The sequence below is a fragment of the Azoarcus sp. DD4 genome, from assembly GCF_006496635.1.
Taxonomy (GTDB): Bacteria; Pseudomonadota; Gammaproteobacteria; order Burkholderiales; family Rhodocyclaceae; genus Azoarcus.
The window spans coordinates 1,270,746-1,283,243 of record NZ_CP022958.1 but is presented as its reverse complement, the minus strand read 5'-3'; the positions used below and the strand labels follow the sequence as shown (position 1 = coordinate 1,283,243).

Here is a 12,498-nt window from a genome sequence, read left to right as displayed (position 1 = left end):
CGCCTGAAAGAGACGAGGCCCGCATGGGGCCTCGTCCGCTTGCTAACCAGCCGCGCTGGCAGCGCCGTCTATCCTTACCGCCGCGGCGCGGTAATGTCGCTGCGCCTCGTCCGGGCGCTCCAGTCGTTCCAGCAGACGGGCCAGGGCGAGATGGGTTTCCACGGTCGGCGCGAGATTGAGCGAGGCTTCCAGATAGCTCTGGGCCTTGCCCCACAGCTGGGCGGCTATGCACAGGCGTCCGAGCGCGAACAAGAGGCCGGCATCGCGCGGCTGCTTCTTCAGCCAGGCCTCGCCGCGCGCCAGACAGGCCACCGCGTCGCCCTCGCCATCGCCGCAGTGGGCGTACAGCCGGGCCAGCCCGCCGTCCCACTCTTCATCGAGCAGACGCTCCAGGGTACGGCGCGCCAGCGCCCCCTGGCCGACGCTGGACAGCATCGGCACCGCGCGCTCGACGAAGCGGCGATCGCGCAGTTCGTCGGCGGGGATCTCGTTCCAGTAGTCCGCCAGCGCAGCGGCATCGCCGCCGAGTTCCTTGAGGCGCTCGACATGGGCGCGACGCAGCAGCGGCGCCGCCTGTTCGTCCGACAGCGCCTTGTGCTTGTAGAGCTGGCGGGTGAGCCGCAGCACTTCGTCCCAACGCTGCAGCGCCGAGGCGACCCGCAGCGACAGGCGCAGCACGGCAATCTGGCGATGCCCCGAGAGGCGCAACATCTCGAGCCGCTCGGCCGCTTCGTCGAAACGCCGCCCTTCGATCGCGAGTTCGGCCTCGGTCATCAGCCGGGCGACGCGCGCCTCCTCACCCTGGTCGGTGGCGTGACCGAGCCAGATACGGTAGCGGGTGTCGTCACGCATCGCATGCGCGGCACGCGCCGCCACCAAGGCGGCCATGGCCGGGCTTTCCCCTGCCGAAAACGCACCCGAGGCATGCTTGAGCGCCTGCGCGAAGCGACCTTCGAACAGCGCCCGCAAGGCCTCGCGCAAGGCACGCCCGGCCTTCTCGCGCCGGCGCCGTTCGCGCCACAGGCTCACCCGCGCCGGCAACTCGAGCGTGCGGCCGATCAACCGCAGCACGAAATAGCCGACGACGAAGCCGAGCAGGAGCAGCACCACCAGCAGGTTGAGCGACAGCTGCACCCGCCAGGGCGGCAGCACCACGAGTACATAACCGTCGTTGAGGCCGGCGACCATCGCCAGTCCCACCGCCATGGCAAAGATGCCGATCAGCCAGATCAGGGCCCGCATGTCCGCCCGTCCTCAGCGTTGCGGCGCGGTGGGCGTACCACCGGGCTGGGCAGCGGGCGTCGGCTTGCCGCCGCTGGCCGGCTGGGCCGGAGCGGCAGGACGCAGGTCGCCGGAACGGGCCTGCAGCACGCGCAGGGCGGCGAAGCTTTCGGTGAGCGCGGGGCGTTCGGCACTGACCGGTACAGCCTCCAGCACCTTCAGTTCGTCGATCGAATTGCGCACGCGCTCGTCGCGGGTGTCGAAGAAACGCTCGATCCAGCTGCGCGCCTGGGCGAGGTCGGCAGCGTAGGTGCGGCCGTCGCGCGCCAGCAGGGCCAGCCTGGCCGTCAGCAGGCGGATCTTCAGGTTTTCCCGCAGATAAGTGCTTTGCGCCGGGGCAAGCAGCACCGGTTCGGACTGGTCGAGCCGCTCGACCCGCACCAGGGCACGCAGCTCGCGCCAGATATCGAGGGCGAACTGGCTGACGAACTCCATCGCCAGGCCGAAGCGCCCGTCCGCGGCCGGCGCATCCTTGCCGGACGTCGCCTCGGCAGATTCCGGCAGCGTGCTCTCGAACGCGAACGGCAGTGCATCCGCCCGCTCCAGCAGGCGTTCGAGCCGCAGCGCCACACCGCCGACGTCGACTTCCGGCAGCAGTTTGAGCTGCTCGATGTCCTTGGCCAAGGCCCGACGCAGCGGCGCAAGCTGCCCCTTGTCCTGCAGCGCCAACCGCGCTTCCGCGCCCTGCAGCGCGATCAGGGCGGCCTCGAGATTGCCAGCGAGCTGCAGCTGCTGGGCAGCGATGGTGATCGCCTGCTCCACCTCGGCGACCACGCGGTCTTCGCGCGAGCGTGAGAATTCCTGGTACAGCGCCTCCAGCGCGGCGGCCTGGCCCTCGGTCGCCTCGACCTTGGCTTCGAGCGCACCGACCTTGCCCTGCAGCGCAGCAAGCGTTTCCTGCTGCTGGCGTGCGATGGCACGGGCCTCGGTCGCCACCGTGTCGCCCGCATTCAGGCGGCTGGCGAGTTCCTCGCGCAGCTCGCCGACGCGACCACGTGTTTCCCAGGCCTGCCAGCCGGCGAGGCCGGCACCGCCCACGGCGATGACCGCGAGCAGCACCGCCCAGCCCGCCGCGCCGCTCGCACGCGGCGCCGGAGCAGGAGGTTTGCCGGCAGAGGAATCGGACGGCGCCGCCGACGCGGCGCTTGCTGCCGGCTGCGCGGAAGCCGGCGACGAGGTGAGCGCGGGAGTTTCTTCGTTCATGCCGAGAGTTTAACCAAAGTGGCGGACGAGCGCCCGCAGCAGGCCGTCGTCACCGGCCTCGGTCTCGATCACCGTGGCAAATCCCGCCGCGCGGGCGTGGGCGGCGATGCGCGGATGTGGCACGAACACCGGCACCGCATTCAGGCGCGCGCAGGCGGCATCGCCAAGCATGTCGACCAGGTTGCGCACGCCTTCGCTGCTGGTCAGCAGCAGCGCATCCAGCTCGCCACGCGCAGCAGGCGCCAGCAGGATGGCCGGATCGAGCGCCGGCCGGTAACGGCGGTAGCAGGTCGCGTGGACGACTTCGGCACCGCGCTCGCGCAGCACTTCGGCGAGCAGGTCGCGGCCGCCGTCGCCGCGAAAGATGAGAATGCGCTTGCCGCGCACCGCGGGTTCGGCGAATTCGGGCAAGGCCAGCACCGACTCGGAATCGAAACCGCTGGCCGGAGCGATGACCTGCGCGAACCCCGCCTGTGCAAGCGCCCGCTCGCTACCCTTGCCCACCGTCGCGACCGCCAGCCGCGATGGCCAGTTGCGGCGGCCGCGCACTGCCGCAAGCGCATGCTCGACGGCGTTCGGGCTGACGAAGAAGGCGAGGTCGAAGTCGTCGAGCCGGTCGATGGTCGCGACCAGCGCGCCATCGTCTTCCACCGCGGCGATGGCGAGCACCGGGAACAGCAGCGCTTCACCACCCGCGGCCTGGATGGCATCGCACAACGAGGCAGCCTGGCCCGCCGGCCGCGTCACCGCGATCCGGCGCCCGGCAAGCGGCAGTGCGGAATCAGCCCCCGGCACGGAACACCTGCTGGCCGCCCGCTCAACCCAGCTCGGCCAGGATGGCATCTGCCCCCTGCGCGCGCAGATCCTCGGCCAGCGCACGACCGAGCGCCTCGGCATCCATGGGATCCCCTTCGCGTTCGGCGCGGACGATACGGTTACCGTCCGGCCGGGCGACGAAACCGCGCAGCCACAAACGCGCTTCGCGCAGTTCGGCATAGGCACCGAGCGGCACTTCGCAACTACCGGCCAGCGCCCGCGCCACCGCGCGCTCGGCGCGCACGCAGGCGGAGGTGGCGAAATCGTTCAGCGGCGCAAGCCAGGCAGCGACTTCCGGCCGGCCGGCCAGGCATTCAATGCCGAGCGCGCCCTGCCCCGCCGCCGGCAGCGACACTTCGGCCGGCAAGGTGGCGCGGATGCGGTTCTCCAGGCCCAGCCGCTTGAGCCCTGCCGCGGCGAGAATGATCGCGTCGTACTGGCCCTCGTCGAGCTTGCGCAGGCGGGTATCGAGGTTGCCGCGCAGGCTGGTCACCGCCAGGAAGGGATACTGCGCGTGCAGCTGCGATTCGCGCCGCAGCGAGGATGTGCCCACCACCGTGCCCGGCGGCATGTCGCCGAGGCTGTCGTAGCGGTTGGAGACGAAGGCATCGAGCGGAACCTCGCGCACCGAAATGCAGGCCAGCGTGAAAGGCTCGGCCATCTCCATCGGTACATCCTTCATCGAATGCACGGCGATGTCGGCACGGCCGTCGAGCAGCGCCGTTTCCAGTTCCTTGACAAAAAGCCCCTTGCCGCCGACCTTGGCCAGCGGGCGGTCGAGGATCTGGTCGCCGCGGGTGGTCATGCCGAGCAGTTCGACGCGACACGCGGGATACAATCCTTCGAGACGCGCCTTGACGTGCTCGGCCTGCCACAGGGCCAGACGGCTTTCACGGGTGGCGATGACGATGCGCTCGGGCGCGGCGAAGGGCGCTGCGGGGGTGCTAGTGCTCACGGCGACGGACTCATGCAGGAGGATCGGATTCGATGCGGTTGAACGCCCTCCCCGACACGCGCTCCGCGCCGGGAAGCCGCCGCCGCGGGGGTGGTGGCTTGCGCAGTGCAGCATCAGGGTTCGCACCAATGGCGCGCTGGCTGGCCGCGATTCTAGCATGCGTCGCGTTACCCCTCGCCGCTGCGCCGGGTCTGCCCTCCGCGCGGGATCTTGCCGCGGATGCCGGCCGGCTGGGGCGCGACGGCCGCGTGCTGGTGGTGCTCTACAGCCAGGCGGACTGCACCTGGTGCGACGCGGCGCGGCGCTACCTGGTGCCGATGGCGAACGACGACCACTGGCGCCGCCGCGCCGGGTTCCGCCAGGTCGACCTGGATGCCGATACCGCACTGGCCGACTTTGCCGGCCGGCCCGGCACGCACCGCGAATTCGCCCGCCGGCAGGGCATACGGCTGGCACCGACGGTGGCAATCTACGACGCTCGGGGCGTGCAACGCGGCGATCGCATCGTCGGCATGCGCACCCCCGATTTTTATGGACAGTATCTCGAACAGGCCATCGAATCCGCCCATGAAACCGCGCAACTGAAACACTGAATCGCACGCCGCCCGCAAGCCGGTACAGACCGGCGGGGCGTTTCCCCTCCCTCCCTCCGCCTCAGCCCGACCCGCCCATGACCCAAGACAAGGACGCGCCCCTGCGCGAAGACATCCGCCTGCTAGGCCGCCTGCTCGGCGATACCGTGCGCGACCAGCAAGGCGCCGCCAGTTTCGACCTGATCGAACGCATCCGCCAGACCTCGGTGCGCTTCCGCCGCGACGACGACCTCGCCGCCCGGCGCGAACTCGAAGACACCCTCGACGCCCTCTCGCGCGAGCAGACCCTGCAGGTGGTGCGCGCCTTCGGCTATTTCTCGCACCTGGCCAACATCGCCGAGGACCAGCACCACATCCGCCGCTCGCGCGCCCACCTGATCGCCGGCTCGGCGCCGCGCGAAGGCAGCCTGGCGCACGCCATCGCGGTCGCGCTGGAGGAACAGCGGCTCGACCCGACCGAACTCGCGGCCTTTTTCGACACCGCGCTGGTGTCGCCGGTGCTCACCGCCCACCCGACCGAGGTGCAGCGCAAGAGCATCCTCAACTGCCAGACGGTGGTTGCCCGCCTGCTCGACGAGCGCGACCGCATGCAGCTCACGCCGGAAGAGGCCGAGGCCAACCTCGAAGGGCTGCGCCGCGCGGTGCTCACGCTGTGGCAGACGCGCATCCTGCGGCCGGCCAAGCTGTCGGTGATCGACGAGGTGACCAACGGGCTTTCCTACTTCGAGAGCACCTTCCTGCGCGAACTGCCGCGGCTCTACGCCAGCCTGGAAGACCGCCTCACCGCCACCCAGCCCGCCCTCGCCAACCATGAGCTGCCCGCCTTCCTGCAGGTCGGCAGCTGGATAGGCGGCGACCGCGACGGCAACCCCTTCGTCACCGCCACCGTGCTGGAAGAAGCACTGGCGATGCAGGCCGCGGTCGCACTCGGCTATTACCTCGACGAGCTGCACACGCTGGGCTCGCAGCTGTCCCTGTCGCAGGGCCTGGTGGGCGCATCCGACGCACTGATCGCACTGGCCGGCCGCTCGCCGGATCAGTCGCCGCACCGCAGCGACGAACCCTACCGCCGCGCCATCGCCGGCATCTATGCCCGGTTGGCGGCGACCTACCTCGCGTTGCTCGACCACGCCCCGGCACGCCACGCGGTGGCCGCAGCCGAACCCTACGCCAGCGTCGGCGCGCTGGCCGACGACCTCGACATCCTGCATCGTTCGCTGGTCGCCAACGGCACCGCCACCCTGGCGCGCGGCCGCCTGCGCCACCTGCGCCGCGCGGTGAAGGTGTTCGGCTTTCACCTGGCACCGATCGACCTGCGCCAGAACTCGGACGTGCACGAGCGCGTCGTGGCGGAACTGCTGGAAGTCGCCCGCCCCGGCACCGACTATCTCGCCCAGGACGAAGCCGGCCGCTGTGCGCTGCTGCTGGAAGAGCTCGGCACCGCACGGCCGCTGGCCTCGCCCCACGTGCGCTACTCGGACGACAGCGAATCCGAACTCGCGATCTTCCGCGCCGCCCGCCGCGCCCATCTGCGCTACGGCCAAGGCGCGATCCGCAACTGCATCATCTCCAAGACCGACGACCTCTCCGACCTGCTCGAACTCGCGGTGCTGCTGAAGGAAGCCGGCCTGCTGCGGCCGCTGGAAAACGCGCTCGACGTGAACCTGGTGCCGCTGTTCGAAACCATCGGCGACCTGGAGAACGCCGCGGGCGTGATGGACCGCCTGTTCTCCCTCCCCGGCTACCGCAGCCTGCTCGCCGCCCGCGAACAGACCCAGGAAGTGATGCTCGGTTACTCCGACAGCAACAAGGATGGCGGCTTCCTCACCTCCGGCTGGGCGCTGTACAAGGCCGAGGGCGAACTGGTCGAGGTGTTCGCCCGCCACGGTGTGCGCCTGCGCCTGTTCCACGGCCGCGGCGGTTCGGTCGGCCGCGGCGGCGGCCCGAGCTACCAGGCCATCCTGGCGCAGCCGGACGGCGCCGTGCAGGGCCAGATCCGCCTCACCGAACAGGGCGAAGTGATCGCCGCCAAGTACGGCAACCCGGAGGTCGGCCGCCGCAACCTTGAAGTGCTGGTCGCCGCCACGCTGGAGACCAGCCTGCGACGCAACGGCCGCGACCGCACGCCACAGGCCTTCCTCGACGCCATGCAGGCGCTGTCCGACACCGCCTTCGCGAGCTACCGCGGCCTGGTGTACGAGACGCCGGGCTTCGAGCAGTACTTCTGGGAATCGACCGTCATCTCGGAAATCGCCGGACTCAACATCGGCTCGCGCCCGGCCTCGCGCAAGAAGGGCACCAGCATCGAAGACCTGCGCGCGATCCCTTGGGTGTTCTCGTGGTCGCAGTGCCGGCTGATGCTGCCGGGCTGGTTCGGTTTCGGCAGTGCGGTCAAACAGTGGCTCGCCACCCACCCCAAGGACGGACTCGGCCTGCTGCAGCGGATGTACCGCGAGTGGTCCTTCTTCGCCACGCTGCTGTCCAACATGGACATGGTGCTGGCCAAGACCGACCTCGCGATTGCCTCGCGCTACGCCGCACTGGTGAAAGACGTGGCCCTGCGCGACAGCATCTTCGAGCGTATCCGCGCCGAATGGAAGGACACCGTGGACGCGCTGCTGGCGATCACCGACCAGGTCGAACTGCTGGACGCCAACCCGCTGCTGAAGCGCTCGATCCGTAACCGCTTCCCCTACCTCGACCCGCTCAACCATGTGCAGGTCGAACTGCTGCGCCGCCATCGCGACGGCAACGGCGAGGACGCGCGCATCCGCAACGGCATCCACATCTCGATCAACGGCATCGCCGCCGGCCTGCGCAACAGCGGCTGAAGGCCCTCCTGCTACAGCCCGAGCGCCTGCTTGACCGTCGGCCACTGCCGGCGGCTCACCGGCAGACGCTCGGCGATGCCGGCGAGCAGGATCTCCCAATGCGCCTCGCCGTCCTGTTCGCCGGCACGCTCGACGCCGACGACCGCAGCGCGCGCCACCAGGCAGTTGCGGTGGATGCGCAGGAAACGGCCGGCGAATTCCTGCTCGATCTGGGTCAGCGCCTCGTCGAGCACGAATTCGCGCTCGGCAGTACGCGCGGTCACGTATTTGAGTTCGGCCTTCAGGTAACGGACCTCGGCCACCGGCAGCAACAGGATGCGGCCGCGCTCATTCACGCTGAAGTGCCGGCGCTCGCCCGGCGCCAGCGCAGCCAGCGCCTCATCGGCGGGTGGCCGCCGCTGACGCACCTTGGCCAGCGCCGCAGCCAGGCGCTCGGCACGCACCGGCTTCAGCAGGTAATCGACCGCTGCCAGCTCGAAAGCCTGCACCGCGTACTGATCGTAGGCGGTGGTGAAGATCACCGCAGGCGGCGCCGGCAGGCGGCCCAGGTGACGGGCCAGCTCGACGCCGTCCATCACCGGCATGCGGATGTCGCACAGTACCGCGTCGACAGCACCGCCCTGCTCGATCAGCCGCAGCGCCTCGAGCCCGTTCGCGGCCATGCCGGCCAGCAGGTTCGGACATTCGCCGGCGATGTCGCCGAGCAGGTCACGCAGGCGGCTGCGTGCCGGTGTCTCGTCATCGACGACCAGCACGCGCAGCGGGGTGTCGTTCATGCGCTGACGCTCCGGAATGGCAGTCGGATGCGAACGCGGTAGCGGCCATCCTTGCTTTCGATGTCGAGACCGGCCTCGAGATCGAAGAAGAGGGTCAGGCGTTCGCGGATATTGGCCAGCGCCATGCGGTTGCCGGCCTTGTGGCGATCGGCCTCGACGATGGGATTATCCACTTCGAGGTGCACCTCGTCGGCGCGGCGCGCCACCCGCACGACGACCTCACCAGCATCGAAAGCCGGCTCGATGCCGTGATAGACGGCGTTTTCCAGCAAGGGCTGCAACAGCAGCGGCGGGACCTTCTGCCGCAGCAGGCGTTGGCGCTCGCCGCTGCCCTCCTCGCCGTCGATCTCCCAGCGCACCGACAGGCGATCGCCCAGGCGCAGGCTTTCCAGATCGACATAGCGCTCGCACAGCGCGATCTCTTCGCCGAGCGCCACCAACTCGCGGTGGTCCTGCATCAGCGCGCGGAACAGATCGGCCAGTTCCTCCAGCGCCCGCTCGGCGCGGCGCGGATCGGAACGGATCACGCCGAGCACGCCGTTGAGGCTGTTGAAAAGGAAGTGCGGCCGGATGCGCGCAGTCAGCGCCAGCAGTCTTGCCTCGGTCAATGCCGGCGAAAAGCGTCGGTTGCGGTAATCGAAGTAGGCCAGCGTGACCATGACCGCGACGCTCGCCCAGGCCAGCCAGCGCGGCAGGCTGTCGCCCGCATCGGCAAGCAGCGGAAACCCGGCGCCGACGGTCACCAGTACGGCCGTCCACACCGCGCCCACGCCTTGCCATGACGACAGCCCGGCAAGCACCCCCTGCGCCGCGTAGAGCAGCAGCACCAGCACGAAGAGCGGCAACTCGACCCGGGCGGCCATCAGCATCAGCTCGGCCGGAATGGCGCCGGACTCATCGACGCGGACGAGCACCGTCAGCAGCGCGAGCAGGTTCACCGCCAGCAGCACGCGCAGGATGACGCCCAGGTTGCGGAAATCCGGCAGGGCCGGGGCGGCGAGCGATTGAGGCTTTTGTTTTATACTTTCCATGGTTTACGCGGCCGGATCACCCGCCCGCAGCAACATTCCACAACCGGCCCGAATGCGTGCGGGCCGGCATCTCCTCAGCAGCGGACATTATGACAGACACCACCCCGTCGGCCGATCTCGGCGCTTCCCCCCAGCAACCCGCCAAAGCCTGGTCCGGCCGTTTCTCCGAACCGGTCTCCGACCTCGTCAAGCGCTACACCGCGTCGGTGTTCTTCGACAACCGCATGGCCGAACAGGACATCCGCGGCTCGCTCGCGCACGCGAAGATGCTGGCGAAGCAAGGCATCATCGGCGCGCAGGACCTGGCCGACATCGAGCGCGGCATGGCGCAGATCAAGGGCGAGATCGAACGTGGCGAGTTCGCCTGGAACCTCGACGACGAGGACGTCCACCTCAACATCGAGAAGCGCCTCACCGCGCTGGTCGGCGACGCCGGCAAGCGCCTGCACACCGGCCGCAGCCGCAACGACCAGGTCGCCACCGACATCCGCCTGTGGCTGCGCGACGCGATCGACCGGATCATCGCGCTGATCGGCGACTTCCAGAAGAACCTGCTCGACGTCGCCGAAGCCAACGCGGCCACGCCGATGCCCGGCTTCACCCACCTGCAGGTCGCCCAGCCGGTGACCTTCGGCCACCACCTGATGGCCTATTTCGAGATGAGCCGGCGCGACGCCGAGCGCTTCGCCGACTGCCGCAAGCGGGTCAACCGCCTGCCGCTGGGCAGCGCCGCGCTGGCCGGCACCAGCTACCCGATCGACCGCGAATTCGTCGCCGCCGAACTCGGCTTCGACGAAGTCTGCTACAACTCGCTCGACGCCGTCAGCGACCGCGACTTCGCGATCGAATTCTGCGCCGCGTCCTCGCTGCTGATGACCCACCTGTCGCGCCTCTCCGAAGAACTCATCCTGTGGATGAGCCCGCGCTTCGGTTTCATCGACCTCGCCGACCGCTTCTGCACCGGCAGCTCCATCATGCCGCAGAAGAAGAACCCGGACGTACCCGAACTGGTGCGCGGCAAGACCGGCCGGGTGAACGGCAGCCTGATCGCGCTGCTGACCCTGATGAAGGGCCAGCCGCTGGCCTACAACAAGGACAACCAGGAAGACAAGGAGCCGCTGTTCGACACCGCCGACACGGTGATCGACACCCTGCGCATCTACGCCGACATGATCACCGGCATCCGCGTCAAGGCCGACAACATGCGCGGCGCGCTCACCCAGGGCTACGCCACCGCCACCGACCTCGCCGACTACCTGGTGAAGAAGGGTCTGCCCTTCCGCGATGCCCACGAAGCCGTCGCACTGGCGGTGCGTGCGGCCGAGGGGCGCGGCTGCGACCTGCCGCAGTTTTCGCTCGACGAACTGCGCGCGGCGATGGCGCACGTGCCCGGCGCCGCCGACAAGCTGGCTGACGACATCTTCGGCGTGCTCACGGTCGAAGGCTCGCTCGGCTCGCGCAACCACGTGGGCGGCACCGCGCCAGCGCAGGTCCAGGCGGCGATTGTGCGGGCCCGGGCGCGCCTGGGCTGAACACCGTGGCCCCCGAGCGGATCGGCAAGTACGAGATACGCCGCCTGCTCGGCGAAGGGGCCACCAGTGCCGTATACCTGGCCTGGGACCCCTTCAACCAGCGCGAAGTCGCGCTCAAGCAGCTCTATCCCGAGATTCTGCGGGACCGCGACCACGGCCGGCTCTACCGCCACCTGCTGCTCAACGAAGCCGCCCTGGCGGGGAAGATGTCCCACCCGCACATCGTGCAGATCTTCGATGCGGTGATCGGCGACGACGAAGGCTATGTGGTGATGGAGTACGTGCCCGGCGGCACGCTCGACGCCCTTACGCGCCCGGAAACACGCCCGGGCTTCGATCGCCTGATCGAGATCATTTTCAAGTGCACCCGGGCACTGGATTACGCCTTCCACCGCGGCATCACCCACCGCGACATCAAACCCGCCAATATCCTGCTCGTCGCCCCCGACGGACAGGACATCCGCATTTCCGACTTCGGTGCTGCCTTGCGCACCGCTACCGATACGACGCAGATCTCCGGCATCGGCTCGCCCGCCTACATGTCGCCGCAGCAGGTACGGGAAATGCCACTGGACCACCGTACCGACATCTATTCCCTGGGCGTGGTGATGTACCAGTTGCTGACGAGCCGGTTGCCCTTCGAATCCGACAACAACTACAGCCTGCTCTACCGCATCGCCAACGAAACTCCGCCTCCGCCATCCGAGCTGCGCCCCGACGTACCGGAAGCGCTGGACAGCATCGTGCGCCGCGCGATGGAGAAGGATCTGGACCGGCGCTACAGCAGCTGGGCCGAGTTCTCGCACGACCTCGCACTGGCCTTTCGCAACCGCAGTGTAGCCACCGCCCACAACGTCGTTCCGGACACCGAGAAGTTCCAGACCCTGCGTGCCATGCCCTTCTTCCGCGAGTTCGCCGATGCCGAACTGTGGGAGGTGATCAGCCTGTCGTTGTGGAGCCACGCCCAACCCGGCACCGTGGTCATGAAGGAGGGGGAAACCGGAGACCACTTCTGTTTTCTCGCCCAAGGTGAAGCACGCGTCCGGAAACGCGGCCGCCTGCTCAACCTGCTGACGCCGGGCGACTGCTTCGGCGAGGTCGCGCTCTTTTCCGCCGGCGGCGGCGTCCGTTCCGCGTCGGTCGAAGCAACGACCGAGGTGGCCATCATCACGGTCCATTCCCGCGCCCTGAAGCGCGCTTCGGATACCTGCCGCATGCACTTCTACAAGAGCTTTCTCGAAGTGCTCGCGACACGTCTGTCGCTGGCAAGCGCACGCATCGCCAACCTGTAGGCACCGGATCACGGGCCCCGGCAAAAACGTCGGAATATTTGACACCTTGCCCATCCGACTGCGCGAACACGGTAAAGCTTCTTTATTTAACCACTAAAAATCAATGCATTATAATTCTGCACCAAAAAGGTACGACTCTTGCTTTTGTCCTAGCAAACAGTAGAACCGTGACACGAGTCATGGTTCGG

At 68.7% G+C, this 12,498-nt stretch carries 10 protein-coding genes; 4 read left to right on the top strand and 6 right to left on the bottom strand.

Going from position 1 to position 12,498, the window contains the following annotated elements; all coding sequences use genetic code 11:
* Positions 1–42: 42 nt before the first annotated feature.
* From CJ010_RS06070 to hemC, 4 genes are read right to left on the bottom strand one after another with little or no spacing between them, the layout of a single operon-like run.
* A complete protein-coding gene (locus CJ010_RS06070) occupies positions 43–1,242 on the bottom strand; it encodes a heme biosynthesis HemY N-terminal domain-containing protein (protein WP_141017209.1) in 1,200 nt (399 codons plus the stop codon).
* Between the two features lie 12 nt (positions 1,243–1,254).
* Entirely contained in the window at positions 1,255–2,484 is a 1,230-nt protein-coding gene (locus CJ010_RS06065; RefSeq protein WP_141017208.1) for a uroporphyrinogen-III C-methyltransferase, read from the bottom strand.
* A 9-nt stretch (positions 2,485–2,493) separates the two neighbouring features.
* On the bottom strand, positions 2,494–3,279 hold the full coding sequence (locus tag CJ010_RS06060; RefSeq protein WP_240794512.1) for a uroporphyrinogen-III synthase: 786 nt from the start codon (positions 3,277–3,279) through the stop codon (positions 2,494–2,496).
* Positions 3,280–3,301: 22 nt separating this feature from the next.
* A complete protein-coding gene (hemC, locus tag CJ010_RS06055) occupies positions 3,302–4,255 on the bottom strand; it encodes a hydroxymethylbilane synthase (RefSeq protein WP_141017206.1) in 954 nt (317 codons plus the stop codon).
* A gap of 128 nt (positions 4,256–4,383) precedes the next feature.
* On the opposite strand from hemC, the gene CJ010_RS06050 reads away from it, so the two are divergent.
* Both CJ010_RS06050 and ppc read left to right on the top strand, forming a co-directional pair.
* Positions 4,384–4,848 (top strand): thioredoxin fold domain-containing protein, encoded by a 465-nt coding sequence (locus CJ010_RS06050; RefSeq protein WP_141017205.1) that lies wholly within the window; start codon positions 4,384–4,386, stop codon positions 4,846–4,848.
* A gap of 77 nt (positions 4,849–4,925) precedes the next feature.
* A complete protein-coding gene (gene ppc / locus CJ010_RS06045) occupies positions 4,926–7,679 on the top strand; it encodes a phosphoenolpyruvate carboxylase (protein WP_141017204.1) in 2,754 nt (917 codons plus the stop codon).
* Positions 7,680–7,690: 11 nt separating this feature from the next.
* On the opposite strand, the gene CJ010_RS06040 is transcribed toward ppc, so the two are convergent.
* Both CJ010_RS06040 and CJ010_RS06035 read right to left on the bottom strand, forming a co-directional pair.
* Positions 7,691–8,455 carry a LytTR family DNA-binding domain-containing protein gene (locus CJ010_RS06040; protein ID WP_141017203.1) on the bottom strand — a complete coding sequence of 255 codons (765 nt, stop codon included), beginning with the start codon at positions 8,453–8,455 and terminating at the stop codon, positions 7,691–7,693.
* Complete coding sequence (locus tag CJ010_RS06035) at positions 8,452–9,486, bottom strand: sensor histidine kinase (protein WP_141017202.1); 1,035 nt, start codon at positions 9,484–9,486, stop codon at positions 8,452–8,454. Before CJ010_RS06035 ends, CJ010_RS06040 begins: the two co-directional genes overlap by 4 nt.
* 89 nt (positions 9,487–9,575) lie before the next feature.
* Here CJ010_RS06035 and argH point away from each other — a divergent pair, with 89 nt between their 5' ends.
* Together argH and CJ010_RS06025 are read left to right on the top strand one after the other, a co-directional pair.
* Positions 9,576–11,018, top strand: a complete 1,443-nt coding sequence (argH, locus tag CJ010_RS06030; protein WP_141017201.1) for an argininosuccinate lyase — start codon at positions 9,576–9,578, stop codon at positions 11,016–11,018.
* Positions 11,015–12,310, top strand: a complete 1,296-nt coding sequence (locus CJ010_RS06025) for a serine/threonine-protein kinase (protein WP_141017200.1) — start codon at positions 11,015–11,017, stop codon at positions 12,308–12,310. Before argH ends, CJ010_RS06025 begins: the two co-directional genes overlap by 4 nt.
* Positions 12,311–12,498 lie beyond the last annotated feature (188 nt).